Source organism: Gilliamella sp. W8128, assembly GCF_016100545.1.
GTDB lineage: Bacteria > Pseudomonadota > Gammaproteobacteria > Enterobacterales > Orbaceae > Gilliamella > Gilliamella apis.
Map to the genome: position 1 here is coordinate 314,026 of NZ_JACFSE010000001.1, position 25,548 is coordinate 339,573.

The 25,548-nt window shown below is 34.1% G+C and carries 27 protein-coding genes; 17 read left to right on the forward strand and 10 right to left on the reverse strand.

All coding sequences use genetic code 11. The features are described from left to right. Window positions 1-18: 18 nt before the first annotated feature. The 4 genes from lpxK to H3U97_RS01430 are packed head-to-tail and all read left to right on the forward strand — an operon-like array spanning window position 19 to window position 2,696. Window positions 19-1,032, forward strand: coding sequence for a tetraacyldisaccharide 4'-kinase (gene lpxK / locus H3U97_RS01415; protein ID WP_198197709.1), 1,014 nt, complete (start codon window positions 19-21; stop codon window positions 1,030-1,032). Next, on the forward strand, window positions 1,029-1,214 hold the full coding sequence (locus tag H3U97_RS01420) for a Trm112 family protein (RefSeq protein ID WP_086360439.1): 186 nt from the start codon (window positions 1,029-1,031) through the stop codon (window positions 1,212-1,214). Before lpxK ends, H3U97_RS01420 begins: the two co-directional genes overlap by 4 nt. Window positions 1,215-1,235: 21 nt before the next feature. Continuing rightward, a complete protein-coding gene (kdsB, locus tag H3U97_RS01425; protein ID WP_065579265.1) occupies window positions 1,236-2,000 on the forward strand; it encodes a 3-deoxy-manno-octulosonate cytidylyltransferase in 765 nt (254 codons plus the stop codon). 3 nt (window positions 2,001-2,003) lie between these two features. After that, a complete protein-coding gene (locus H3U97_RS01430; protein ID WP_198197710.1) occupies window positions 2,004-2,696 on the forward strand; it encodes a DUF2461 domain-containing protein in 693 nt (230 codons plus the stop codon). Between the two features lie 43 nt (window positions 2,697-2,739). Here the strand turns inward: H3U97_RS01430 and H3U97_RS01435 are convergent, their stop codons facing one another. Then, window positions 2,740-3,402: a MarC family NAAT transporter gene (locus H3U97_RS01435; protein ID WP_133052222.1), complete on the reverse strand. Its 663-nt coding sequence runs from the start codon at window positions 3,400-3,402 to the stop codon at window positions 2,740-2,742. Between the two features lie 238 nt (window positions 3,403-3,640). Here H3U97_RS01435 and H3U97_RS01440 point away from each other — a divergent pair, with 238 nt between their 5' ends. Further along, entirely contained in the window at window positions 3,641-4,006 is a 366-nt protein-coding gene (locus tag H3U97_RS01440) for an AraC family transcriptional regulator (protein WP_198215730.1), read from the forward strand. 101 nt (window positions 4,007-4,107) lie between these two features. Here H3U97_RS01440 and ssb read toward each other — a convergent pair whose 3' ends face one another. After that, a complete protein-coding gene (gene ssb, locus H3U97_RS01445; protein WP_065613309.1) occupies window positions 4,108-4,623 on the reverse strand; it encodes a single-stranded DNA-binding protein in 516 nt (171 codons plus the stop codon). Between the two features lie 216 nt (window positions 4,624-4,839). Here ssb and corA point away from each other — a divergent pair, with 216 nt between their 5' ends. The 4 genes from corA (at window position 4,840) to H3U97_RS01465 (ending at window position 7,630) form a co-directional block, all read left to right on the forward strand. Next, a complete protein-coding gene (gene corA, locus H3U97_RS01450) occupies window positions 4,840-5,781 on the forward strand; it encodes a magnesium/cobalt transporter CorA (RefSeq protein ID WP_065613307.1) in 942 nt (313 codons plus the stop codon). Between the two features lie 199 nt (window positions 5,782-5,980). Next, window positions 5,981-6,940 (forward strand): glucokinase, encoded by a 960-nt coding sequence (locus H3U97_RS01455; RefSeq protein WP_198197712.1) that lies wholly within the window; start codon window positions 5,981-5,983, stop codon window positions 6,938-6,940. A gap of 22 nt (window positions 6,941-6,962) precedes the next feature. Beyond that, window positions 6,963-7,211 (forward strand): YcgL domain-containing protein, encoded by a 249-nt coding sequence (locus H3U97_RS01460; RefSeq protein ID WP_081298923.1) that lies wholly within the window; start codon window positions 6,963-6,965, stop codon window positions 7,209-7,211. Then, a complete protein-coding gene (locus tag H3U97_RS01465; RefSeq protein WP_086320071.1) occupies window positions 7,208-7,630 on the forward strand; it encodes a YcgN family cysteine cluster protein in 423 nt (140 codons plus the stop codon). Before H3U97_RS01460 ends, H3U97_RS01465 begins: the two co-directional genes overlap by 4 nt. Before the next feature lie 27 nt (window positions 7,631-7,657). On the opposite strand, the gene H3U97_RS01470 is transcribed toward H3U97_RS01465, so the two are convergent. Beyond that, on the reverse strand, window positions 7,658-8,215 hold the full coding sequence (locus H3U97_RS01470; RefSeq protein ID WP_065579258.1) for a YggT family protein: 558 nt from the start codon (window positions 8,213-8,215) through the stop codon (window positions 7,658-7,660). 36 nt (window positions 8,216-8,251) lie between these two features. Then, window positions 8,252-8,953: a YggS family pyridoxal phosphate-dependent enzyme gene (locus tag H3U97_RS01475; protein ID WP_065613303.1), complete on the reverse strand. Its 702-nt coding sequence runs from the start codon at window positions 8,951-8,953 to the stop codon at window positions 8,252-8,254. Between the two features lie 36 nt (window positions 8,954-8,989). Here H3U97_RS01475 and H3U97_RS01480 point away from each other — a divergent pair, with 36 nt between their 5' ends. Further along, window positions 8,990-9,934 carry a type IV pilus twitching motility protein PilT gene (locus H3U97_RS01480; protein WP_086320068.1) on the forward strand — a complete coding sequence of 315 codons (945 nt, stop codon included), beginning with the start codon at window positions 8,990-8,992 and terminating at the stop codon, window positions 9,932-9,934. A gap of 155 nt (window positions 9,935-10,089) precedes the next feature. On the opposite strand, the gene H3U97_RS01485 is transcribed toward H3U97_RS01480, so the two are convergent. Next, on the reverse strand, window positions 10,090-10,254 hold the full coding sequence (locus tag H3U97_RS01485; RefSeq protein ID WP_198197716.1) for a hypothetical protein: 165 nt from the start codon (window positions 10,252-10,254) through the stop codon (window positions 10,090-10,092). 167 nt (window positions 10,255-10,421) lie between these two features. On the opposite strand from H3U97_RS01485, the gene H3U97_RS01490 reads away from it, so the two are divergent. From H3U97_RS01490 to H3U97_RS01505, 4 genes are all read left to right on the forward strand, one after another. Then, window positions 10,422-11,798, forward strand: a complete 1,377-nt coding sequence (locus tag H3U97_RS01490) for a hypothetical protein (protein ID WP_198197718.1) — start codon at window positions 10,422-10,424, stop codon at window positions 11,796-11,798. Window positions 11,799-11,939: 141 nt separating this feature from the next. Further along, complete coding sequence (locus tag H3U97_RS01495; protein ID WP_198197720.1) at window positions 11,940-12,494, forward strand: hypothetical protein; 555 nt, start codon at window positions 11,940-11,942, stop codon at window positions 12,492-12,494. A gap of 71 nt (window positions 12,495-12,565) precedes the next feature. Then, window positions 12,566-13,375, forward strand: coding sequence for a pyrroline-5-carboxylate reductase (proC, locus tag H3U97_RS01500; RefSeq protein WP_198197722.1), 810 nt, complete (start codon window positions 12,566-12,568; stop codon window positions 13,373-13,375). Window positions 13,376-13,670: 295 nt separating this feature from the next. Next, window positions 13,671-13,880, forward strand: a complete 210-nt coding sequence (locus H3U97_RS01505; protein ID WP_065579252.1) for a cold shock domain-containing protein — start codon at window positions 13,671-13,673, stop codon at window positions 13,878-13,880. A gap of 427 nt (window positions 13,881-14,307) precedes the next feature. Here the strand turns inward: H3U97_RS01505 and H3U97_RS01510 are convergent, their stop codons facing one another. The 3 genes from H3U97_RS01510 to H3U97_RS01520 form a co-directional block, all read right to left on the reverse strand. Further along, window positions 14,308-14,790, reverse strand: a complete 483-nt coding sequence (locus H3U97_RS01510) for a thermonuclease family protein (RefSeq protein ID WP_086361774.1) — start codon at window positions 14,788-14,790, stop codon at window positions 14,308-14,310. A 93-nt stretch (window positions 14,791-14,883) separates the two neighbouring features. Next, the gene (gene fabA, locus H3U97_RS01515) at window positions 14,884-15,405 is read right to left on the reverse strand and encodes a bifunctional 3-hydroxydecanoyl-ACP dehydratase/trans-2-decenoyl-ACP isomerase (RefSeq protein ID WP_065579250.1); all 522 of its coding nucleotides are present in this window, start codon (window positions 15,403-15,405) and stop codon (window positions 14,884-14,886) included. A gap of 137 nt (window positions 15,406-15,542) precedes the next feature. Beyond that, window positions 15,543-17,318 (reverse strand): Lon protease family protein, encoded by a 1,776-nt coding sequence (locus H3U97_RS01520; RefSeq protein WP_198197724.1) that lies wholly within the window; start codon window positions 17,316-17,318, stop codon window positions 15,543-15,545. Window positions 17,319-17,508: 190 nt separating this feature from the next. Between H3U97_RS01520 and H3U97_RS01525 the strand changes: the two genes are divergently transcribed. Continuing rightward, complete coding sequence (locus H3U97_RS01525; RefSeq protein WP_198197726.1) at window positions 17,509-19,281, forward strand: DUF3413 domain-containing protein; 1,773 nt, start codon at window positions 17,509-17,511, stop codon at window positions 19,279-19,281. Window positions 19,282-19,306: 25 nt separating this feature from the next. Here H3U97_RS01525 and lipA read toward each other — a convergent pair whose 3' ends face one another. After that, entirely contained in the window at window positions 19,307-20,266 is a 960-nt protein-coding gene (gene lipA, locus H3U97_RS01530; protein ID WP_198197728.1) for a lipoyl synthase, read from the reverse strand. Window positions 20,267-20,276: 10 nt separating this feature from the next. Beyond that, complete coding sequence (lipB, locus tag H3U97_RS01535) at window positions 20,277-20,897, reverse strand: lipoyl(octanoyl) transferase LipB (RefSeq protein ID WP_198197730.1); 621 nt, start codon at window positions 20,895-20,897, stop codon at window positions 20,277-20,279. Window positions 20,898-21,274: 377 nt separating this feature from the next. Here lipB and aceE point away from each other — a divergent pair, with 377 nt between their 5' ends. Next, window positions 21,275-23,941 (forward strand): pyruvate dehydrogenase (acetyl-transferring), homodimeric type, encoded by a 2,667-nt coding sequence (gene aceE, locus H3U97_RS01540; RefSeq protein ID WP_198197732.1) that lies wholly within the window; start codon window positions 21,275-21,277, stop codon window positions 23,939-23,941. A gap of 12 nt (window positions 23,942-23,953) precedes the next feature. After that, window positions 23,954-25,546: a pyruvate dehydrogenase complex dihydrolipoyllysine-residue acetyltransferase gene (gene aceF / locus H3U97_RS01545; RefSeq protein ID WP_198197734.1), complete on the forward strand. Its 1,593-nt coding sequence runs from the start codon at window positions 23,954-23,956 to the stop codon at window positions 25,544-25,546. Window positions 25,547-25,548 lie beyond the last annotated feature (2 nt).

Sequence of the window (25,548 nt, forward strand, 5' to 3'; positions counted from 1 at the left end):
AGCGAGCATAATAAAGTTATGATTGAGAAATTATGGTATGGTAAAAATAAATCATTTTGGTTGTTGTTGCCATTTTCATTATTGTATGGATGTATTAGCTTTATTCGTCGTCAATTATACAAGTTTGGTATATTCAAAGCATGGCAATCGCCAGTTCCCATTATTGTCATTGGTAATTTATCAGCAGGAGGTAATGGTAAAACGCCTCTGGCAATTAGTTTAATTGAAGCTTTAAAGGCTAAAGGTCTGAAGGTTGGATTAGTCTCTCGTGGTTATGGTGGAAAATCCGACCATTATCCATTAATTTTAGATGAAAATACTACCACTGCGCAGGCTGGTGACGAACCAATTTTAATTTATCAAAGAACTCAAGTACCAATTGCGGTCGCACCTAAGCGAGTCGAGGCAGTTAAAGAATTATTAAAATCATATCAATTGGATGTTGTTTTAACTGATGATGGTTTACAGCATTATGCATTAGCTCGTGATATTGAGATCGTAGTCGTTGATGGTAAGAGACTATTCGGAAACGGTTGGTGGATCCCAGCTGGCCCGATGAGAGAGCGAATAAATCGGTTGAAATCAGTAGACTTAATTATGATAAATGGTGACAGTTTAGGCGATATATCAAATCAGTATCCAGATAAAACTTATACTATGCAACTAACCCCTAGTTACGCGGTAAATCTACTGACTAATGAAAAAAGCCAGTTATCGGCATTACATCATATTTGTGCTATTGCTGGTATTAGTAATCCAAAGCGATTCTTCGATATGTTAATTAAAATGAATGCAGATTTGTTACATACTGAATCTTTTGCCGATCATCAAAATTTTAGCTTGCCATTATTAGAGAAAGTTGCTGCAAGTAATCAAACACTTTTAATGACCGAAAAAGATGCAGTGAAATGTCGACAATTTGCATTACCTAATTGGTGGTATTTACCAATTGATGCTACGATACCCGATCAGGCTATTGAAAAGATTTACTCACTATTTGTAGAAAGAAAATTACAAAGAGAAAAAAAATGAAACAACTGTTATTAAGTGCTATTGCTTGTCCTAAATGCCATGGACAATTAGAATACGATAAGCAACACCAACAATTAAATTGTCAAAAGGATCAGTTGGCTTACCCGATTAAAGATGGTATTCCGGTGTTATTAGCCAGTGAGGCAAAACCATTAAATCAATCTAATTGTGATAAAGAATAATTAAAGTTTTGAGGTAATTTTATGAGTTTTACAGTAATTATTCCTGCTAGATATGCTTCCAGCCGTTTACCGGGAAAACCACTTGCTGATATTCATGGCAAACCGATGATAATTCGAGTAATGGAACAAGCGCAAAAATCATCGGCTAGTCGAGTCATCATTGCGACTGATAACCAACAAGTTTTTAATGTAGTGCAAAGTTATGGTGGTGAGGTCGTTTTAACGAGTGATAAGCATAACTCAGGAACTGAACGTTTAGCTGAAGTCATTAATACTTTTCAACTGGCTGACGATGAAGTTATTGTAAACGTTCAAGGTGATGAACCATTAATTCCACCGATTATTATTGATCAAGTTGCTGATAATTTAGTGAATTATAAAACCGGCATGGCAACTTTAGCTGTACCGATTGATTCTGTTGAAGAAGCATTTAATCCAGGTGCTGTAAAAGTGGTTATGGATAAAGATGGTTATGCACTCTATTTTTCACGGGCGACTATTCCGTGGGAGCGTGATCGTTTTGCTAAATTGAGTGAACAACATCAACTTGATTCGATTGGTGATTTTTACCTACGTCACATTGGTATTTATGCATATCGTGCGGGTTTTATTCGTCAATATATTCAATGGGCACCTTCTGCTTTAGAACAGATAGAAATGTTAGAACAATTAAGAGTTCTTTGGTATGGTGAGAAAATACATGTAGCGGTGGCCAAACAAGCTCCAGCTATTGGGGTTGATACCCAAGAGGACTTAGATAAAGTTAGAGCATTATATCAGGAGTAATATATGGCAAATTTTACTGGCTTTACTCAAGAAGGGTTAAATTTTTTACAAGATGCTTGGATTAACAATAGTAGAGTTTGGTTTGAAGAGAATAGATCAATTTATGACAATGATTTGATCAAACCTTTTCGATTATTGGTTGAGCAACTAACACCAACCATGCTTAAAATTGATGAATGGTTTGAAACACGTCCAGCTATAGGTAAAACAATTTCACGAATTCATCGTGATACGCGATTTTCTAAAGATAAGTCATTATACCGTAGTCGTTTATGGTTGACGTTTAAACGCCCTAATCGTGATTGGAAAGAAGCTCCAGCCTATTTTTTTGAAATTGGTCCAGATAGCTATAGATATGGTTTAGGTTATTATTGTGCTTCAAAAACTACTATGGATATCTTTAGAGAAGAAATATTAAATGACCCTTCTAAATTTTTGGCGGTAGTTAATTGTGTTAAAAAACCATTTGAATTAGTAGGGGAAATGTATAAAAGACCATTAATTAAAGATCAAGATGAAAAATTATCGACATGGTACAATCGAAAGAATATTGCTGTAATGGTAACCAATAATCATATTGAAGATGTCCTAAATGGTGATTTACCGAATAAACTTGCTAAAGGTTTTAAACAGCTTTTACCTCTATATGATTATTTGATGCGAGTAGAAATGATAAAAAATATCCCAAATCTTTAGTTAACCAATACGGTAAAAATTCGTAATAAAAAAATAGCCTTCCTCAAATATTTGGGAAGTTTAATATTAATTCTTTAACTCCATTTATAATAAATTGTGTACCAACACAGACCAGTAAAAAGCCCATTATTCTTGATGTGGCTTCAATACCACTTTTACCCATAAAGCGCATTATGCTACCAGCACTACGCATACAGAACCATAAAATAATACATAATAATAAAGGTACAAGTATTGACGAAGTATAAACAACCCAAGTCGATACATTATATCCACCACTTTTTACAGTGGAAGCCATACTGATTATCATAGCAATGGTTCCCGGCCCAGCAGTACTTGGCATTGCAAGTGGTACAAAAGCGATATTATTGGATACTTCTTTCTTTTTTGCATCTGCTTCTAATGTTTTATGCGAGGGTTGTTGAGGAAAAAGCATTCTAAAACCGATAATGCCAACAATCATGCCTCCAGCGATACGTAAACCAGGGATAGATATACCGAATGTGCTCATGACCAATTGTCCACAATAAAATGAAACAATCATGATGATGAAAACATAAATACAAGTCATTTTTGACTGGTAATTACGTTCCTCATTGGTCATATCGCCAGATAGACCTAATAGCAGTACAACGGTAGTTAACGGATTAGTTAATGGAATAAACAGAATTAAACCAAAACCGACTGTTTGTATAAGTTCCAACATAACTTCAATCCAAATTGTAATAAAAGTTCTAATTAAGTATAGATGAAATATATAAAAAAGATACATTAAGTTAGGTGAAAACTAAATAAATATTAGCGCAGTACTGGTTAGTTATGAATCTTTATCTGAAGCCTTTATTTTAAACAATGGTGCTTTTAAGTTTTGTGCTAATATAATGCCGATAAATGACATACCGCCACCTCTTCGTTTAGGACAAGTGTTAATCGATCAGCTCTTAATGGAATCTAACCTTACATTCTATTTGCCAAGTTCGAACGATAAATATTTAGCTCCTATTTTAAAAGAGTTAGAATTAGATCCAGCTAATAATAAGACTCTTGAACAGTGGGCTCAAACAGTATTTACAACTGAACGAACCCTTGCAAGACGTTGCCAACAAAAATTAGGTATGTCATTTAGAATGTGGCGGCAACGGTTACGATTTTTGTATAGTATCTCGCTTTTAGAACAAGATAAATCGATTCAAGATATCGCATTTTCTGTTGGTTATAGTTCAGTATCCGCTTTTATTACTATGTTTAAAAATATCGCAGGAGTTACACCTGATCTTTACCGTGCTAACACAGGTTTTAAGAAAAGTTAAACACTATAAGTTGTCATTATTTGCGAAAAGTATGTATGAATATGGATTGAAAAAAGGCGTAATTTATACGCCTAGGTAATATAGAATTGAATAAATAACTATTAAAATGGAATATCGTCATCGAAATCCATTGGTGGTTCAGGCATAGTTGGTTGACTAGCTGCTGGTTCATTTGCTGTTGAAGGACGTGGTGTACTTGGAGCAGACGAAGTATTATTAGCACTTTGTCCCCAGTTTTGTGAGCCATCATTAAAACTATCTCCTGAACGAGAGCCTAAAATTTGTAGTGTTCCACCTACAGCATTGATCACTACTTCAGTAGAATAACGATCATTACCCGCTTGGTCTTGCCATTTACGAGTTTGTAATTGTCCTTCTAAATAAACTTGAGTACCTTTTTTAACATATTCGCCAGCAATTTCAGCTAATTTACCAAATACAACAACGCGATGCCATTCGGTACGATCTCGGTTTTCACCAGTTTGTTTATCTTTCCAAGTTTCTGATGTAGCAACACTAAAATTTGCGACAGCGTTACCGTTTGGCATGTACCGAACTTCTGGATCTTGACCTAAATTCCCTACTAAAATGACTTTATTAATACCTCTATTTGCCATTATACACTCCTAACAATTACATAAATATTTGATATGTATTATTGTATCATGAGACTTAATTAACATCACCGAATTTAATTTAAATTTGGAATTAAGTATCCAAAATTTTAAAATACAGAAAGATTCGCTTTATCATAGGAATTTTTTACTATAACGAGTATAATGCCTGCCATTTGTAGATATTATATCTTAAACATTTTTTCTCCTGGAGGCCTTATGATTAATGCGTTTGGATTAAAAAACAAACAATTAGTAAAAATTAATGAAGGCGATATTAAAAATGCGATCTGGATTGACTTAATTGAACCAGAAGAAGCAGATCGTGAAGTCATTTTGACCAATTTAGGTCAAAATCTAGCAACAAGTATTGAACTTGATGATATTGAGGCATCAGCCCGTTTTTTCGAAGATAATGAAGGACTACATGTTCACTCATTCTTCTTTTATGAAGATGCGGAAGACCGAGCCGGTAACTCAACAGTAGCATTTACGATACACAATGGTCGCTTATTTACATTGCGTGAACGTGATTTACCTGCTTTCCGTCTATACCGAATGCGTTCACGTTATCAAGGCATGAATGATGGTAATCCATACGAAGTATTATTGGATTTATTTGAAGTTAAAGTTGAGCAATTAGCCGATCAGATCGAAAATATTTATAGCGAGCTTGAAGAGTTAAGCTTAATTATTATGGATCGTTCATCTCAGGAACATTATGATGAGGCAATTACATCTTTAGCTGAATTAGAAGATACTGCTTGGAAAGTACGACTTTGTTTGATGGATAGTCAACGTGCGGTTAATTATTTAGTGCGCCGAGCAAAAATGCCTACAGATCAGTTAGAACAAGCACGAGAAGTAATACGAGATATTGAATCATTAGTACCACATAATGAATCTTTGTTCCAAAAAGTAAACTTTTTGATGCAAGCGGCTACCAGTTTTATCAATATTGAACAAAGCCGAATAATTAAAATTTTCTCAGTTGTTTCGGTCGTATTCTTACCACCAACAGTGGTTGCATCGGCTTATGGAATGAACTTTGAAAACATGCCTGAACTGAAGTGGGAATATGGCTATCCTTTATCCTTATTATTGATGTTACTAGCAGGCATTGCCCCTTACATTTACTTTAAAGTTAAAAAGTGGTTATAGTAGGTTATTTCCTTCAAATTCTAAATATCATCCGCTAACATTTTGTTAGCGGCAATAATTCCATTAGTGAATTCAGTTAAAGCAATCTAGTTAAATCAATCTAAATAGTCCATAATATTACTCATTATGTTATAGCATTAATTGAATTGATTAAATTAGTGTTTATCTAGAAAGATTTTATTTTTTAAAAGGGAATAACATGAGTAAATATGCACTAGTTACTGATATTGGTGGAACCAATGCCCGATTTGCACTTTATAATTTAGATAGTAATGAATTATCAGCGATAACTAAAATCCTCATTTCAAAAGATGATGTATTGCTTAATTTGATTAAGACTTATTTAACATCACAATCTGTAACTATTGAGATGGCTTGTATTGCTATAGCATGTCCAATTAATGAAGGTGATTTAATTGAAATGACGAATAATAATTTGTCATTTTCTCGCTCTGAATTGATTAGAGAATTGAATTTAACTAAGCTTGAAGTTATCAATGATTTCACTGCAGTGTCGTATTCCATCCCTCGATTATCATCAGATGATGTGATAAAAGTTGGTGGTGGTGAAGCTAATCTTAATTATCCAATAGCAATCTATGGTGCAGGAACGGGTTTAGGCGTTTCACATTTAATTAAATTAAACGAACATTGGCTTAGTTTATCCGGTGAAGGTGGACATACTGAATTACCAATGGTTAATGAAGAAGAAGATCGAATTTTACAACAGTTACGTAACAAATTTGGTCGGGTATCTTCAGAAAGATTTCTATCTGGTAATGGTATTGTTAATATCTATCAAGCATTATTACAAATTAATAATCAACCGATTGAAGATATCACGCCAGATATAATCGTTAATAAAGCATTGTCTAATAGTTGTCCTATTTGCTTAGCTACTTTAAATTATTTCTGTACTTTTATGGGACGATTTGGGGGTAATTTGGCTTTAACACTTAATACCCAAGGCGGTGTGTATATTGCGGGCGGTATTGTTCCTCGATTCATCGAATTTTTTAAATCATCACCATTTAGAGAAGCATTTGAACACAAAGGTCGTATGTCTTTTTTAGTTAAAAAAATTCCTGTTTATGTCATAACGCATAAAGATCCAGGATTATTTGGTGCTGGAGTTTATTTACAAAATAGCCTGAAATAATTGAGAGGTAAGATGTAATTTTATGATGTGGTGTTATATCTATAGAAGTAGCAAAAAAGAAAACTGTTATTTATATATGGAATGTGAAAATGATTTTTCACATATACCGGAAAAGATAATGTCAATTTTTGGTGCGCCAGTCTTTGTTATGAAAGTATTGCTTGATGGTAAAAGGCGCTTTGTTGTTGGAACAGCAAATGAAATTGAAGAAAAGATCAAAGAGGATGGATTTTTTTTACAAATGTTAAATGAAGATGATTTTAAAGTATGATTGAACCTTTTTGGGAACATAAAACCTTAGATCAGATGAGTGATGATGAATGGGAACAACTTTGTGATGGTTGTGGTCAGTGTTGTCTGAATAAATTAATGGACGAAGATACTGATGAAATCCTATATACGAATGTTGCCTGTAATTTGCTTGATTCAAATACTTGTCAATGTAAGCATTATCATACCCGTTTTGATTATGAACCTGATTGCATAAAATTAACACGGGAAAATTTACTGACAATCGAATGGTTACCAAAAACTTGTACTTATCGTTATTTTTCCGAAACAGGAGTATTACCAGAATGGCATCCGCTGATTGTCGGTAATAAAAAATTAATGCATAAGTTAAAAATATCGGTTAAAAATAGAATTGTTTATGAAAAGGATGTTATTTTCTGGGAAGATCATATTATTTAAAAGAGAGCATAGGCTCTCTTTTAATTTTTAGAATGCCAGCCACAAATTACCGAGAAGATCGATTGCCAATAAATTCAAAAACATCAATATAAAAACAACTACCATAAATGAAAGATCAATCATGCCAATTGGTGGGATAATTCGGCGAATTGGTGCAATTAAAGGTTCGGTTAGCTGAGCAAGCAATTCATCTGCGACTGATTGGCCTCGACTAACCCAACTTAAGATAGCCCTAAAGAATAATAACCAAAATAATAAATGTCCAAAAGCATGTACCATGGCAGCTAAAGCAAATAAAAGATAATAAGGGCTCCAAATAGGTGCATCAATGCCTTCAAACCGGTAGATAAACATAACTTTAAGTAATGCAATCAGATAAAAAACGAGCCAGGTTGCTGTATCAATACGCCCGATAGATGGAATTAATCTACGTAACGGACCAATTACCGGTTGGGTAATACGCACAATGAACTGGGTAAACGGATTATAAAAATTGACTCTTGCTTGTTGCATCCACAACCGTAGAATAACGACGTATAAGCAAATAGTTAAAATAGCCCTTCCTAAGAAGATTAACGATATCATTGATTACTCCTAAAATATAACTTGCTCAGCAATATATCATACATATTGTCTGGCACCAAAAATTGCGCTGCCAATACGAACCATTGTACTTCCAGCCTCAATAGCAGCTTGCATATCACCAGACATCCCCATAGATAATGTATCTAAAAATGGATAATCAGTTTTTAAAGATTCCAAAAGCTGATTCATCTGTTTAAAAACAGCAAATTGTTTAGCAAAATCATTTTCAATCTCAGGGATAGCCATTAAACCGCGTAGTCTTAAATTCGGTAATGTAATAATCTGTTTTATCAAATCAGCTACTTCATCTATTGCAACGCCAGATTTGGTCTGTTCATTGCTGATATTTACCTGAATAAGAACATTTAATTTATCCATTTCTGTCGGGCGCTGTGAATCAAGACGTTGGGCAATTTTGAAACGATCAATGGTATGCATCCAATCAAAATTTTCAGCTACTAATTTAGTCTTGTTCGATTGTAATGGACCGATAAAATGCCAAACAATAGGGGAATCAGGCATACTTTGTTTAAAGTGTGCAATCTTCTCAACACCTTCTTGAACATAATTTTCCCCAAATGATAATTGACCAGCATTTATCGCTTGTGAGATTAATTCTACAGGTTTGGTTTTACTAACTGCAATAAGTTCGATTGATTTGGGATCTCGACCGCAATCTAGAGCAATTTTGTTAATTTTGTTTTTAATTGTTATTAAATTGTCATGTACTGTGTTCATTTGAATTCCCAATTAAAGAGTGGTTAGTTAAAAATAATGTTAAATTCAATGTTGGCCTTTAGTGTAACGCAAAAAGCCTCTGATTTGCATCTTTCTAGTGGTGAAGTACCGTGCATTCGCATTAATGGAAAATTGAAATTTATCTCAAGTGATAAATTATCACCAGTTAAGCTAAAAATTGATTTATTAAATTTACTCGATGATGATCAAAAAGTAACTTTACAACAACATCAGCAGATTGATTTTGCTTATTATCTTGAGAATGTGGGAAGATTTAGGGTGAATATTTTCTATCAACAACGGGGAATTTCAGCTGTATTTAGAATTATTAACCAACAAATCCCAACTTTATGTGAAATTGAGGCACCGGAAATATTGAAAAAACTGGTAAATGTAGAATCAGGAATTATTTTAGTTACCGGTGCAACTGGTAGTGGGAAATCAACAACGTTAGCGGCTTTAATTCAATATATTAATCAGATTGCAGCTAAACATATTATTACATTAGAAGATCCCATTGAGTTTATTTATCAAAATGAAAAGTCTCTAATTCAGCAAAGAGAAATCTCACATTTTAGTGAAGCAATTGATAGCTTATTAAGACAAGATCCTGATATTATTATGTTCGGTGAATTACGTAATAAAACTACGATTCAAGCCGCATTAATTGCTGCTGAAACTGGGCATTTAGTTTTTGCTACTCTACATACTAATTCAGCAATTGAAACTATTAATCGTATAATTGATGTATTTGAATACGGATCACGTGAGTTAATACGAACTCAATTATCTAGTAGTTTACAAGCAATTATCTGTCAAAAACTAATCCCATATAATGATACTCGCAAAGCGATATTCGAAGTGCTTATTAATACACCTGCAGTGAGTAATTTAATTAGTGAAGGTAAAATAAAACAAATATTGTCGTTAATGCAGACTGGTCAAAAAAGTGGAATGAAAGTGATGAGTGGGGAAAAATAGCAACTTTAAGAATCTTAACAAAATTTAACAAATCGAGTTTGCTGGATTTTGCAAATTTAATTATAATTCATGAATCGAATAGTTTATGAAAATTTGATCAAGTCGTAAAATTAACATTATGACAAAGGACTGAAAATATGTTAAAATACAGTTGTTTAGAGGCCAGCCAGCCAGCCAGCCAGCCAGCCAGCCAGCCAGCCAGCCAGCCAGCCAGCCAGCCAGCCAGCCAGCCAGCCATAATCCTTCATCGAGTTTAGTTTCTTCTTTTTATAGAATTTTAATTGAATTCCCGTTATTTTTACAAAAAAAGATAGTTTCAAAATTTAATACATATCTATTTTCAATATTTAATTCTAACATCTATTTTTTATTCAGTAGCTTTCTGAGCGACAAAATTTATAAATTTTGCTTCATATTGCAAAAAAGGGGGGAAAATAAGCGAAAATTTTCAATTGCATTATTTATCTTACTATCACTAAACTTATTAATGATAGAAGAGGTATTTGCTTTAACTTCCCAAACTGCGAATGTGGTACATGGTAGTAGCCCTTATATTAGTTTTGACGGAGGATATACAGCTACGGATTCCGTCTTACCATTAATATCAATAACATTACCAGAAAATAAGGTAATAAATTCTGTAGAGGATAGATCAACACCTTCAAATCCAATATTTATAAATAAAGTATCTCCAGTATTTAGTGATATTAATACTTATTTGCCTCATGATAAATATCCGTCAGTGGGGTTGTCTAATATAATATTAACTAATGATTTTTGGGCGGATAATGATGGAGATCAATTGAATATTATTACTGGCAATTTAAATGTGAAATGGCAGAACTCATTAGGTGAGGATATAACTGAGTTTATCAAATCAAATCCAAATAGTGATTTAGACGCTTGTAAATCTCCTTATAAATTAACAATTACTGTAGATGATGGAATTTTAGTTACTAATTATGGTATTCCTAATCAAGGTAATTTTAATGGAGGTAGCCATAGTTATTATATTTCTACAAATTCACCGAAAGCATGTTATGCAAAACCAAGTATTTTAAATGGTACAGGAGTTTTTTTAGGTCCTCCTGAACAATGGGATGCAAATAAAGGTTTTAAACGTCAAAATATTGCAATTCCTGATAGCAATTTTCCGACTACTGGTTCACATGGTTTAGATTTTGAACTAATACTTGAGGGAGTAACTTCTCAACAAGTGATATTAGTTAATGGTACAACTATTTCGCCGATATCAGGAAATGGTGTTTCTTTATTATTAACACCTAAAAGTAATAATGTTCTAAATATTAAATTACTTGGCCCTAATCATAAATCAGCATCTAAAATATTTTCACCATCATTATTTAAAATTTATGCTGATAATGCAAAAAAACAGCTATTGTATAGTTTTAATCTATCTCGTTGGTATATCGCTAATTCTGAAGGACCAAGAGAAAAAGGGGAGGTCAATACAACCTTTGAGACTGCTAAAATTTATTGTCAGCAGTTAGGCGCCTATCGGTTACCTAGTGTTCGAGATTATAGCAATGGTAATAGTGCAGACTGGCATGAAGGTATACCTAATTTTAATCATTTTGAATATCAACGACGCATTAGTTATAAAAATACTCAATCACAATGGGTTGGTGGCATTTTTAACGAATGGGGGATGACTTATACTGATGAAGGTGAATATATAGATAGTGATTGGCTTTATTGGCATGGCTATTGGAGTAGTGATGTATATGTTAATGGAAATCCATATTATGTAGATCCAAGTGTTTTAGGTGGAGGTAGTGGTATTGTTCATGCCTATCCTGCTACTTATCCAAATATCAGAGTTGCATGTGTAAATGCATATTAGTATATCAATTAGTAAGCTTGTAGTGCGTAGCACACCAAGCATTGAATTTAGTAACAAATGTATTACGAACCTTATTGTGCATAGCACGGTAAGGTTCGTCATGTCATCTACTTAAAAAATATACAGTGAAAATAATTAGTAATGAATATTGAAGATAAAATTAAATTAACAGAACAATCTTTAGCAATATACTTTATCAAGGATAGTGGGATATTTTGTCGAATGTATAATGAGTCAGCGTATATAGTGACCCATTTACTAAAGCATAAACTAAAATTGCAAGTCAAACAAATTAAAAAAATGAATAACCAATTTATTATAAGTTGTGGGCTTCCAATAGATAGCGTTTTAAGCCGTTTTCCTGATGTAAAACAGACTGACTGGGGATATATTTTATCTAAAAAGTTTGATATGAGTTGTTATCAGGACTGGCGTTTATATCAAATTCATCAGGCTAAAGCTAAAATGGTAAAAGATAGCCAATACTCTCAATATGAGAACATATATAATAATCGAAAAATCAATGGGATAGAGTTATTAAGTGAAAACTTTAGATTAACAGCGGAACAAGTAGTATATTTATTAAAGCGAAAAGAGGGTAAGTATCCAACCAACTTTGATCATAACTTTTTATCGGAGCTAGCATTAAATATTAGATCATTTTCTCAAAAACATTTATCGGGTAAAACTAAATAGCAAACTTTGAGTATTTATTGAAAAATGTACTATAATTATCCAACTGACTTTTTTGATAAAGGTGTAAATAAATGGAACAGCGTATAGGTTTTATCGGTATAGGTAACATGGGGAATGCTATTTTACAAGGTATTTTGGTAAGTAATATTGTACCTGGCTCGCAAATTTATGTTTATGACCCTCACCTTGAAAAAGGCCAAGCTTTAAATCAGTCTTACTCAATTAATAATTTGGCTTCGGCAAGGGATGTGGCACGAGAATCGGATATTGTCTTTGTTGCCGTCAAACCTAACATTATTGCTGATGTATTAAGTGATATTCAAAAAGAATTAAAAAAGAATACTATTGTTATCTCCATTGCAGCTGGTGTAACAATTAAAACTATAGCGAAATGTGTTGGTTATGAGCAAAAAATAGTGAGAGTCATGCCAAATACTCCAGCATTAGTCAATGCCGCTATGTGTTCAATCACACCTAATACAGAAGTTAGTGATGAAGAATTAGCTATTGTGCAGAAATTATTAAATTGTATCGGTGAAACAGAAGTCGTACCTGAATATTTAATTGATGCCGTAGTAGGAGCAAGTGGTTCCTCTCCCGCTTTTGTGTTTATGTTTATTGAAGCGCTTGCTGATGGAGCAGTTAAAGGTGGTTTATCTAGAAAACAAGCGTATAAATTTGCCGCACAGGCAGTATTGGGCTCGGCAAAATTGCTACTTGAAACTGGTAAGCATCCTGGCGAGTTAAAAGATATGGTTTGTTCACCCGCTGGTACGACAATTGAAGGTGTACAAATGTTAGAGGCAAAAGGATTTAGGGCTGCCATCATTGAGGCTGTAGATGCTGCTATTAAAAAATCTAAAGAATTAGCAGAAAAATAAAAAAATTAACATGATTAATAACAATTGGTTACTAATCATGTTAGGAAAATTTACAAATTAAAAAAAACATTGCTTGTATTGTTCATCTATTTATGAGTTAATAGTCGCCAGCATATTACATGCAGATTTATTTTGTAACATTTAGATTTATGCAGTTTGTAGTTTACTTTAATCACGTTTGTATTAGTTTTCTTCAGTCTTGTCTTCTCTTTGTTAATAAGTAGTCTAGGTTTTATGTTTTCAAGTATTGCCTTTTATGGTAGAGATTAATTTATTTATTTATAGGAAGATTATTATGTCTAAAAAAACTGGTCAAGTTAAATGGTTCAATGAAAGTAAAGGTTTTGGTTTTATTTCTCCTTCAGACGGAAGTAAAGATGTGTTTGTTCACTTCTCTGCGATTTCTGGTGATGGTTTTAAAACTCTAGGCGAAGGTCAACAAGTAGAATTTTCTATCCAAGATAGTGCTCGTGGTCCAGCTGCTGCTGATGTTACAATCATCTAACTGATTGTTTAATCTTGCCAGTAATTTTTTACTGGTAAGATTCTCTTCTATTATAGAACTTACCTTATTCCATTCTTCATTCTTATATTATCCCGATAACATCAATAAAATTTTAATTTTATAAAATTAGTGATTTAGAAATAAAGATTCAAAAAAATAAGTCCTATTTTTAACTTCATTTGGTTTATCTACGGTCTGTATGGCTGAATTAATTGAAAATTGTAAAACTTATTTTGATAAAGTGGATAGTATCTGATGATGAACTTAATTAACGACAAACGGCTTTGATTGAGCAAAATTTAGAATTATCCAAATAACTGTTTTCGGCGATTCCAGCTGAAAAACAAGGGGAAGGTTATAATCAGACAAAAGAAACATTACAACCATTTGAAGCTATGTTATCTAGTAAAAAATAAAAAATTTAAAATCATTTATTACGATAACGAAATTCCCACGGCGCTATAGGATGTTTATCTTTCCATAGTCCTTTTTTATTTTGTTTAGCTTTTGACTCAAGTTTCAACATATCTTTATTTTTTACGACGCCTTTATAGCGATAAGCCCATGCAAAACCATTTGCTACCATTTTTGCATTAATATTGATTTTTGCTAGGTATATGGTTCCTAGTGTACGCTGATAGATATCTTTATTGCTTTCTTGAACAAAAACATTTTTTCCGGCAATTAATGAAGCTAAATATTTTCTTGACGCATTACCATATGCTTGACGGCTTTCTGGTGCATCAATATCAAGCAAACGAACGCGTATTTTTTGTTTTTTTAGCGTGAGTATATCTACAGTATCACCATCAATAACTTTAACCACTTTACCGTTAAAATCAGCTTGAACTTGGCTAATTACAATTAAGGATAATACAAATGAGAGTAAAAATTTTCGAAAAAAGTACATTATAGGCCAGCTTTAGAATAGCAAATAAAAAAATACTCCCTGCCAATATTCAGTTAATCACTGACACTAAACAAGGAGTTATATTTTCAGGAATTAAAATTCAGAAGTATCTTTAAATAATCCTACTTTAAGATCAGTTGCTTCGTAAATTAATTTACCATCAACATAAACTTCACCATCACCGATACCCATAATTAATTTACGGTTAATAACGCGTTTAAAATTAATTTTATAAGTAACTTTTTTATTATGAGGTAATATTTGGCCTTTTAATTTTAATTCACCAACACCAAGTGCCCGACCTTTACCTTTACCACCAATCCAGCCTAAATAAAATCCGACTAATTGCCATAATGCATCAAGCCCAAGACAACCAGGCATTACTGGATCATTTTTGAAATGACATTTAAAAAACCATAAATCAGGATTAATATCTAATTCAGCTTCAACATAGCCTTTACCAAAACTACCACCGTCTTCGTTCATTTCGATAACACGATCCATCATTAGCATTAAATCAGAAGGTAATGGAGGTCCATCATGACCAAATAATTCACTATTGCCTGATTTAATCAAATCTGCTTTATCATACGAAGATTTACGTTCAAATGTCATAAAAAAACCTTTTATTTTGTTGTCATTACATGATTGCATATAAAATAATTATTAAATATAAAACAAATAATTATTATAATCTGTAAAATTTTATATTAATATTTGATTGATTCCATCAATGGAATTTGGGTTTCAGTTTATTGTGTATTGTTACTTTTTGCAATTTTTTTCCAGCGACTGAGCCAACCATCGTGTTTTCTATCTTGAACTAACATTGATTGCATACGCGCATGGATCAATTTATAAAGACTAATTTTGTTTTCATCTTTAAAAGGAATACCGGTTAATAAATAGAGTGCCTCAGCGACATGTTCTACAGCCCAAATTGAAAATTTATCATTGTTAATAGCCTCAATAACCTCATCACTTAAACTCAAATGACGTTGATTACTAGCAGGAATAATTACACCCTGTTGACCAGTTAAACCTTGATGCTGACAAACAGCAAAAAAACCTTCGATTTTTTCATTTACGCCACCAATTGATTGAACATGACCAAATTGGTCAACCGACCCTGTGACCGCTAATTGCTGATCGATAGGTTGATTGGACAGTGCACTAATAAGGGCGCAAAGACCGGCAAGAGAGGCGCTATCGCCATCAATCTCACTATATGATTGTTCAAACACCAAAGATGTAGAAAATGGCAGTTGATGATTAATGGCAAACTCCGACATAACAAATGCTTGCATAATCATCATTCCTTTCGAATGAATATTACCTGCAAGATCGGTTTTACGTTCGATATCAATCAATTCACCGTCACCAAAATGAACTAAACAGCTTAAACGTGTTGGTTCGCCGATGGCTTTAGGATAGCCCGGATACTCAATAACCGATAAGCCATTAATCTGGCCAACCACTTGCGACTTAGTATCAATCATGATTTGATTGGTAAAGAATTCATCATGGAATCGCTCGGTTAAATAATTTTCTCGCCATGTTTGCTGTTCTAAAGCTTTGCTGACTGCTAATGTATCAATATTCTCATTTTGTACAAAATAAGATGAATTTATTAATAATGATTGAATCCACTCAATGCTGAGCGGTAGATAATACTGATCACCGGTATATCTTGTTGCATGCTTGTAAATTTTAGCAAAAGCTGTTTTTTCAATTTTTGGTAATGCTAGTTGGCGACTAATAAATTGTAAGTAATTCATCCAATCATTGATTTGCCGAGGTTCAGTTACTTTTAATTCACTTTCAAATTCAGCATAAATAGAAGATGAATAAAATTCAGGTTCAAATTCCTGTAATTCAGCTAAAGATAATCTATCACCAACTAAGATGATGCGTAGATCTAACGGCATGGCTGGAATCGATAATGGTAATGGGTGCGAATCATCTGCTGAAAACCATTCAAAGGTTTGCGACATAACCATTTGTTTTAATTTAGACCAAACATGTGGTTGAGCAAGCAGAGAACGTAAGCCTAAAATTAAAACGCCACCATTAGCTTGGTGAACTAATCCCGCTTGTAATTTAACTGGACTGTTTTCTGGTTGGCGAACACAACCAAAAAGTTTTTCAATATCAACTACTGTTGCCGTTAAACAATCATCTTGAACTGCAAAATTATCTTGTTTACTTTTCGCTTGCGTTAGTGTGATTTTATTTTCACTAAAATAATAACTATAACCTAGAGTTGTAGTAGTTAAACTTGGTTTTACGGATTGTTTAAGGAGATCGAAAAAAAGTTCGTTTTCGGAAGCTTTTAGTAACATAAAACGCGAACGATAATGTGTATTACTATTTTTACATAATAGTGACACGGCAGCAGCAACGCGAGGTTGCCATGATAGTACATTTGTTAATCCTTCACTGAATAAATCGGTTTTAATATCGTTATTATTTAAAATGTAATTTATATCAGGTTGGACTTCTTGAGAGTTGAGTTGTTTGATTGCCAAAGTATTGTCTTTTCTATTAGCTATATTATTAAATTAAATTATAACAAGTATCGATTATAACGCCAACAAATAACCAATCCCTTTGTGCTAACAAATAAAAAAATTACAGAAAGATTTTTAAAAATCAGTTAAACTGTGGGGTAAATTTAGTTTAGTTTTTCTTGATTACTACCACTAACAACAATTAAATATGCTCAAACTCAAAAATAATCATATCAAAGACGACCAAACCTCGCAGATAGTCAGTTGGGGGCATTGGTTTACCCTATTTAATATTTTTGTTGTTATTGTCCTTGGTAGTCAATATTTGTTAATTGCTGACTGGCCTCGAACTTTTATGGGTCGTTTTTATGCAATCATTAGTGCTATAGGACATTTTAGTTTTCTCACCTTTATAGCCTATTTAATTTTACTGTTTCCACTAAGCTTTTTTATTCACTCTTCTCGTTGGCAACGAATCATTGCTACTGTCGTCGCTACAATAGGAATTAGTTTACTTCTGATTGATATTGAAGTGTTTTCTCATTTTAGAATGCACCTTAATCTATCTATATGGCAATTATTTACTTCGGACAAAACATCTTTTTTAAATAGTGCTTTTATTCTTATTCCTTTTATTCTTTTAATTGAGATATTATTTGCCATTTGGAGTTGGAAAAAGTTACGTAGCTTAAGTAAACGGAAACGTTATGCTAGACCAGTTGTTATCGGTTTTATTCTTTGTTTTGTTTCATCACATTTAATTCATATTTGGGCTGATGCTAATTTCTATCGCCCAATAACTATGCAACGTTCAAGTTTACCGCTCTCTTATCCATTAACTGCCCGTCATCTTTTGGAGCGTTATGGATTTATTGCCGAAAATGATTACCGAAATAGAACTATTCAGGAAGGTAATCCATTTGCAATTGCTATTGAGTATCCATTGGATCGAATTAGTTTTGATGAAAAGCAAAATAAGCAGAATGTTTTAATAATCAATATTGATGGTTGGAATAATCAATTATTAGCGAACAATATGCCTTGGCTTAAGGAATTTGCTAATCAGAATATTAATTTTATTAATCATTATGCTGCCAGTAGTCAGGCTTATTTAAATAATTTCTCACTATTTTATGGTTTAGATCCTAATTACTATAATAGTATCCTTGCTGGTCATAAGACATCGGTTTTATTCGATACAGTAACCAAACAGCATTATAACCTCGGTTTATTCTCTGCTGACGGCTTTTCTGAGCCTCTTTACCGTTATGCGTTATTGTCTAACTTCTCAATCCCTGATGGTAAAAAACAAAACAATAAGCTTACTACTGATTATTGGATGGCATGGCATGACGAACAGAACAAACTTGAGAATCATGCGCCTTTATTTTCTGTCATACAATATTCTCTTGCTAATAAAAATAAAAAAATACCAGTAATGGAATTAGAATCAGAGGCTAAAAAACTCGATCAATATTTAGAATCTTTGATTGCTTATTTAAAATTATCCAATGCATATGAGGACACGATAATAATTATTACTGGTTCAAATGATCTAAAAATAGATGAAGCCAAAAAATTAGTACAGCATAATACTGAAAATAGCTTTAATCGTGAGGCATTGAAAGTGCCATTGATTATTTCATGGCCAGGTAGGGAAATAAAACAAATTAGTACTATTACCTCACAAACAGATATCTTAAGAACATTAATGCAAGATGCATTTAATGTTACCACTCCAGCGCAGCAGTACAGTCAGGGTCGAAATTTATTTAATCAGTCTAATCGGGAATGGATTTTAGCTGGTAGTGAAAATCAAATTGCTGCGCTTTATGATCATAATACTGTGGTTATTGATGCATTTGGGCGGTCTAAAATTTATGATTTAAACGGTAAACAATTGAAAGGCGAAAAAATCAGCTTACCAATCTTCTTACAAATTGTTACCGAAAATCGTCGCTTTATTGTTGTTGATAATTAATTGCTAAATTTGTAAGAGGTGATATTTATTTCACCTCTTTTCCCATTGCTTGCAAATCGGCATGATAAGAAGAACGGACAAACGGGCCACAAGCAGCATGGGTGAATCCCATTGCTAAAGCAGCCTGTTTTAATTCTTCAAATTCTTGAGGTGAAACATAACGCTCCACTGGTAAATGATATTTACTCGGTTGTAGATACTGACCTAAAGTTAACATAGTCACGCCATTACTGCGTAAATCTTTTAGTACTTGAATGAGTTCTTCATTTGTTTCACCTAATCCAACCATTAAACCTGATTTTGTTGGAATATCTGGATGTCTTTCTTTAAAAGAAGCAAGTAATTTTAGCGATCCTTCATAATTAGCTCCAGGACGAATTTTTTTGTATAAACGAGGAATGTTCTCCAAATTATGGTTAAACACATCTGGTGGATTTTCGCTTAAAACCTCTACCGCTTCATCAATACACCCTCTGAAATCAGGTGTTAATGTTTCGACTTTAATATTCGGACTTAATGCTCGAATTTCTTGAGTACAAGATGCAAAATGGCTAGCCCCTCCATCTTTTAAATCGTCTCGGTCAACAGATGTTATAACTACATAACGTAATTTCATCTCTTGAATCGTTAATGCAAGTTTATTTGGTTCTTCACGGTCAGGTGGTAATGGACGCCCATGAGCAACATCACAGAAAGGACAACGGCGAGTACAAATATCGCCTAATATCATAAAAGTTGCTGTACCGTGATTAAAACACTCCGCCAAGTTAGGGCACGATGCTTCTTCACACACTGAATGTAATCCATGCTTACGCATAGTGTTTTTAATATGGGCAATATTATCGTTATGTGCAGATAATTTAATTCTCATCCAATCAGGTTTTTTTAATGGAGCGACTTCCTCAACCGTAATGGTTGGGATGAGGCGCGTTTTATCAGCGTCACGATATTTGGAACTACGGATTTGATTTTCAGTATTTTGCATATTTAATATCTTAGTTGTTTGGTAACTGATTAATAAAATTATCAGTTAATAACCGGTTAATCTCTTGACGATCAATTTGTGCAATATGATGCTTCATATGAGTCATTTTTAAACCTGCATAACCACACGGATTAATATAATTAAACGGTGTTAAATCCATATCAATATTCAACGCTAAACCATGTAAAGTGCATCCATGTTTAATATGCAATCCTAGTGAGCAGATTTTTTGTTGATTGATGTAGACACCAGGCGCATCTGATTTTGAATAGGCGGTAATACCAAAGTGTTTTAATGTTTGAATAACACTATTTTCTAGATAATGGACGACATCACGAATACCTATTTTACGCCTTTTTAAATCAAGTAAGATATACATAATTTGCTGTCCGGGGCCATGATAGGTAATTTGACCGCCACGATCAGTTTGTATCACTGGAATGTCAGTAATGGTTAGTAAATGTTCTGGTTTACCTACTTTACCTTGAGTAAAAACCGGTAAATGCTCAACAAGCCAGATTTGATCTATAGTTTGTGCATCACGCTGATTAGTAAAATCGTGCATAGCTTGATAAGTCTGTAGATAAGGCAACATACCTAATTGTTTAATAACAACGTCTTTATTTGGCATATCTAACATTGGTTAAGTTGTAATTTATCAATAAATTTACATCTATATAGCAGATTTTACTATAACTTGACAACCATCATATATTCAATGTATAACTCTTAACAAGAGATTCTTACTATACCCACAAATTAAATTTGATTTTTATCAAATAATTATCATTTTTATCAAATTAATAATTGAAATGGTTGATTAATTTAATAGGAATTAACATTCTTTTATAACCGTCAGTTTACTTTACTTTTTAATGGAAAATGGCAGACTGATATCATTAAAGCATCCGTAATGCGAAAGTTGGAGCTTGTAATTTTAGTTATGGCGTCTGTTATAGCTAAGGATAGCAAAAACTGCATTTTTTAAAACAAAAAAGAGGTTTTTATATGTCGGACATGCAAATGAATGATATCGATCCAGTTGAAACAAAAGATTGGCTGGAAAGTTTAGATTCTATTATTCGTGAAGAAGGCGTCGAACGTGCCCAATATATTATTGAGCAAATTGTCAATAAAGCTAGAGATGGAGGCGTTCCCTTACTCTTCGGTTCTTCAACCAGTAATTATATAAACACTATCCCGGTAGAAGATCAGCCTGCTTATCCCGGCGATTGGGAAATTGAAAGACGCATCCGTTCCATTGTTCGTTGGAATGCAATGATGATGGTTCTTCGAGCTTCTAAAAAAGATTTAGAACTGGGTGGTCATATGGCATCATTCCAATCTGCAGCGACATTTTATGAAGTCTGTTTTAACCATTTTTTCCGTGCTCGCAATGAAAAAGATGGTGGTGACTTAATTTATTTCCAAGGTCATATCTCTCCAGGTATTTATTCTCGGGCATTTATTGAAGGCCGATTAACCGAAGAACAATTAGATAATTTCCGTCAAGAAGTGCATGGTAAAGGATTATCATCTTATCCTCATCCAAAATTAATGCCTGAGTTTTGGCAATTTCCAACTGTTTCAATGGGATTAGGTCCAGTTAGCGCTATTTACCAAGCTCGCTTTTTAAAATATCTGAATCATCGTGGATTGAAAGATACCACTGAACAAACCGTTTACGCATTTTTAGGTGATGGCGAGATGGATGAGCCAGAATCAAAAGGTGCAATTACAATTGCTACACGTGAAAAATTGGATAACTTAGTATTTGTCATTAACTGTAATTTACAACGCTTAGATGGTCCAGTTACCGGTAATGGCAAAATTGTTAATGAATTAGAAGGCGTATTTGCTGGTGCGGGTTGGAATGTAATTAAAGTGCTTTGGGGTGATCGCTGGGATAAATTATTACAAAAAGATAAATCAGGAAAATTAATTCGCTTAATGAATGAAACGCTTGATGGTGATTACCAAACCTTTAAATCTAAAGATGGTGCTTATGTTCGTGAGCATTTCTTTGGTAAATACCCAGAAACTGCAGAATTAGTAAAAGATATGTCTGATGAAGAAATATTCAGACTTAATCGTGGTGGTCAAGATCCTGAAAAAATGTTTGCTGCATTTGCTAGAGCAAAAGAAACGAAAGATCGTCCAACAGTGATTTTAGCACATACTATTAAAGGTTATGGTATGGGTGCAGCAGCAGAAGCTAAGAACATTGCGCACCAAGTGAAAAAAATGAATATGGATGGTGTTCGTCATGTTCGTGACTTCTTCAATATTCCAGTTACTGATGATGCACTTGAAAAATTACCTTACATTAAATTTGAAGAACATACTCCTGAATACAAATATATTCATGAACGTCGTCAAGCCCTACATGGTTATGTGCCGTCAAGATTGACTAAATTCTCAGGAACTGTCTCAATTCCTCCTTTAACTGAATTTGCACCATTACTTGAAGCGCAATCGAAAGAAATTTCAACCACAATTGCCTTTGTTCGTGCACTTAACATTATGTTAAAAGATAAAGAATTAGCGCCTCGTTTAGTGCCGATTCTTGCTGACGAAGCTCGTACCTTTGGGATGGAAGGCTTATTCCGCCAAATCGGTATTTATAATCCACATGGTCAACAATATACGCCACAAGATAGAGAACAAGTGGCTTATTATCGTGAAGATGAAAAAGGCCAAATTCTTCAAGAAGGCATTAATGAATGTGGCGCAACTGCATCATGGATTGCCGCGGCAACATCGTACAGCACTAATGATTACCCAATGATTCCATTTTACATCTATTACTCAATGTTTGGTTTCCAACGTATTGGTGATTTGATGTGGGCAGCTGGTGATCAACAAGCGCGTGGCTTTATGATCGGCGGTACTTCTGGCCGAACAACCTTAAATGGTGAAGGCTTACAACATCAAGATGGTCATAGTCATATTCAAGCGTTAACTATCCCTAACTGTGTATCTTATGATCCGGCTTATGCATATGAAGTTGCTGTTATTATGCAAGATGGTTTACGTCGCATGTATGGTGAACAAGAAAACGTTTACTATTATATTACTACACTTAATGAAAACTATGCTCAACCTGCAATGCCAGAAGGGGCAGAAGAGGGTATCCGTCGTGGTATTTATAAGTTAGATACTGTTGAAGGACAACAAGGTAAGCCTACTGTTCAATTATTAGGTTCTGGTTCAATATTACGTCATGTTCGTGAAGCTGCAGATATTCTAGCTAAAAATTACGGTATTAGCTCAGAAGTGTATAGTGTAACTTCATTTACCGAATTAGCTAGAGATGGACAAGATTGTGAACGTTACAATATGTTACATCCGAGTGAACCAGCGAAAGTTCCTTATGTTGCTCAAATAATGAATAATAATCCAGCAGTTGTTTCAACTGATTATATGAAACTTTATGCAGAACAAATTCGTGGATTTGTACCCGCAGAAAGCTACAGAGTATTAGGTACTGATGGATTTGGTCGCAGTGACAGCCGAGAAAATTTACGTCATCATTTTGAAGTCGATGCATCTTATGTTGTGATTGCCGCATTAGGAGAACTAGCTAAACGTGGTGATATTCAAACAAGTGTTGTTGAAGACGCGATTAAAAAGTTCGACATCAATGCTGATAAGCTCAATCCACGTAATGCATAAGAGGTAAAAATAATGACTATTGAAATAAAATTACCTGATATCGGAAGTGATGAAGTTGAAGTAACAGAGATTTTAGTTAAAGTTGGCGACAAAGTGGATGTAGATCAATCGCTATTGACCGTCGAAGGTGATAAAGCGTCGATGGAAATACCGGCACCACAAGCCGGGATTGTAAAGTCGATCATCGTAAAAGTTGGCGATAAAGTTACCACTGGTGTAAGTATTATGGAATTTGATGACAGCGGAACAGAGACTGCAGCAGATAAACAAGAAACGACCGCACCAGTTGCCGCACCATCAGCAGCCCCAAGCGCAAGCCAAGTGGTTGATGTTAATGTACCTGATATTGGTGGTGATGAAGTTGAGGTCACTGAAATTTTAGTTAAAGTTGGTGATTCAGTTTCCGTTGATGATTCACTTATAACAGTAGAAGGCGATAAAGCCTCAATGGAAGTGCCTGCTACTATTGCTGGTATGGTGAAAAGCATTTCAGTAAAAATTGGTGATAAAGTTAAAACTGGCTCAAAAATTATGGAATTTGAGACAGTAGCTAGCAGTGCACCAGTAAAAACTGATGTCGCACCTGTGGCAGCAGAAAAACCAGCTACTGCAGCTCCAGTTGCGAATACTAACAATAATTCTGCTGCGCCTGTTGCACCTGCAAATACCAATGAATTTGTAGAAAATGATGCTTATGCACATGCAACTCCTTCTGTTCGTCGTTTAGCTCGCGAGTTTGGTGTTAACCTTGCTAAGGTACAACCGACTGGCCCTAAACATCGTATTTTACGTGAAGATATTCAAGCTTACGTAAAAAATGCTGTCAAACAGGTTGAAAATGGTGGCGCTGGCGGTGCATTACCTGGCTTATTACCGTGGCCAAAAGTTGATTTTAGTAAATTTGGTGAAGTTGAATCATTACCATTAACTAAAATTCAAAAAGTATCAGGTGCCAACTTACATCGTAATTGGGTAATGATTCCACATGTTACTGAGTTTGATGAAACAGATATCACTGAATTAGAAGCTTTCCGTAAACAACAAAATGCCGAAGCGGAAAAGAAAAAACTGGATCTGAAAATTACGCCACTAGTGTTTATTATGAAAGCAGTAGCCAGCGCTTTAACCGCTTATCCGCGTTTTAATAGTTCATTGTCTGAAGATGCACAAACTCTTATCATCAAAAAATACATTAATATCGGTGTAGCCGTTGATACTCCTAATGGTTTAGTTGTGCCGGTATTTAAAGATGTGAATAAAAAAGGCATTATTGAACTTTCTCGGGAACTTGCAGAAATTTCCAAAAAAGCTCGTGATGGCAAACTAACTGGTAGTGATATGCAAGGTGGTTGTTTCACCATTTCTAGCCTAGGTGGTATTGGAACGACTTCATTTACACCAATTGTAAATGCACCTGAAGTAGGTATTTTAGGTGTATCTCGTTCTAGTATGAAACCAGTTTGGAATGGTAAAGAATTTACACCTCGCTTAATGTTGCCATTATCTTTATCTTTCGATCACCGCGTGATCGACGGAGCAGATGGTGCACGCTTCCTAAGTCATATTGTTAACGTCTTATCCGACTTACGTCGTTTAGTGATGTAGTG

Bases quoted from the DNA above. Each gene is read 5' to 3' on its own strand.
- lipA (WP_198197728.1), bottom strand. From the start codon at position 20,266: ATGCAAAATACTGAAAATCAAATCCGTAGTTCCAAATATCGTGACGCT.
- aceE (WP_198197732.1), top strand. From the start codon at position 21,275: ATGTCGGACATGCAAATGAATGATATCGATCCAGTTGAAACAAAAGAT.
- H3U97_RS01470 (WP_065579258.1), bottom strand. From the start codon at position 8,215: ATGATATCGTTAATCTTCTTAGGAAGGGCTATTTTAACTATTTGCTTA.
- H3U97_RS01460 (WP_081298923.1), top strand. From the start codon at position 6,963: ATGATGTGGTGTTATATCTATAGAAGTAGCAAAAAAGAAAACTGTTAT.
- aceF (WP_198197734.1), top strand. From the start codon at position 23,954: ATGACTATTGAAATAAAATTACCTGATATCGGAAGTGATGAAGTTGAA.
- H3U97_RS01505 (WP_065579252.1), top strand. From the start codon at position 13,671: ATGTCTAAAAAAACTGGTCAAGTTAAATGGTTCAATGAAAGTAAAGGT.
- H3U97_RS01435 (WP_133052222.1), bottom strand. From the start codon at position 3,402: ATGTTGGAACTTATACAAACAGTCGGTTTTGGTTTAATTCTGTTTATT.
- lpxK (WP_198197709.1), top strand. From the start codon at position 19: ATGATTGAGAAATTATGGTATGGTAAAAATAAATCATTTTGGTTGTTG.
- H3U97_RS01440 (WP_198215730.1), top strand. From the start codon at position 3,641: ATGGAATCTAACCTTACATTCTATTTGCCAAGTTCGAACGATAAATAT.
- H3U97_RS01455 (WP_198197712.1), top strand. From the start codon at position 5,981: ATGAGTAAATATGCACTAGTTACTGATATTGGTGGAACCAATGCCCGA.
- H3U97_RS01510 (WP_086361774.1), bottom strand. From the start codon at position 14,790: ATGTACTTTTTTCGAAAATTTTTACTCTCATTTGTATTATCCTTAATT.
- H3U97_RS01525 (WP_198197726.1), top strand. From the start codon at position 17,509: ATGCTCAAACTCAAAAATAATCATATCAAAGACGACCAAACCTCGCAG.
- ssb (WP_065613309.1), bottom strand. From the start codon at position 4,623: ATGGCAAATAGAGGTATTAATAAAGTCATTTTAGTAGGGAATTTAGGT.
- corA (WP_065613307.1), top strand. From the start codon at position 4,840: ATGATTAATGCGTTTGGATTAAAAAACAAACAATTAGTAAAAATTAAT.
- H3U97_RS01490 (WP_198197718.1), top strand. From the start codon at position 10,422: ATGATAGAAGAGGTATTTGCTTTAACTTCCCAAACTGCGAATGTGGTA.
- H3U97_RS01420 (WP_086360439.1), top strand. From the start codon at position 1,029: ATGAAACAACTGTTATTAAGTGCTATTGCTTGTCCTAAATGCCATGGA.
- lipB (WP_198197730.1), bottom strand. From the start codon at position 20,897: ATGCCAAATAAAGACGTTGTTATTAAACAATTAGGTATGTTGCCTTAT.
- kdsB (WP_065579265.1), top strand. From the start codon at position 1,236: ATGAGTTTTACAGTAATTATTCCTGCTAGATATGCTTCCAGCCGTTTA.
- fabA (WP_065579250.1), bottom strand. From the start codon at position 15,405: ATGACATTTGAACGTAAATCTTCGTATGATAAAGCAGATTTGATTAAA.
- H3U97_RS01495 (WP_198197720.1), top strand. From the start codon at position 11,940: ATGAATATTGAAGATAAAATTAAATTAACAGAACAATCTTTAGCAATA.
- H3U97_RS01430 (WP_198197710.1), top strand. From the start codon at position 2,004: ATGGCAAATTTTACTGGCTTTACTCAAGAAGGGTTAAATTTTTTACAA.
- H3U97_RS01480 (WP_086320068.1), top strand. From the start codon at position 8,990: ATGTTAAATTCAATGTTGGCCTTTAGTGTAACGCAAAAAGCCTCTGAT.
- H3U97_RS01465 (WP_086320071.1), top strand. From the start codon at position 7,208: ATGATTGAACCTTTTTGGGAACATAAAACCTTAGATCAGATGAGTGAT.
- H3U97_RS01475 (WP_065613303.1), bottom strand. From the start codon at position 8,953: ATGAACACAGTACATGACAATTTAATAACAATTAAAAACAAAATTAAC.
- proC (WP_198197722.1), top strand. From the start codon at position 12,566: ATGGAACAGCGTATAGGTTTTATCGGTATAGGTAACATGGGGAATGCT.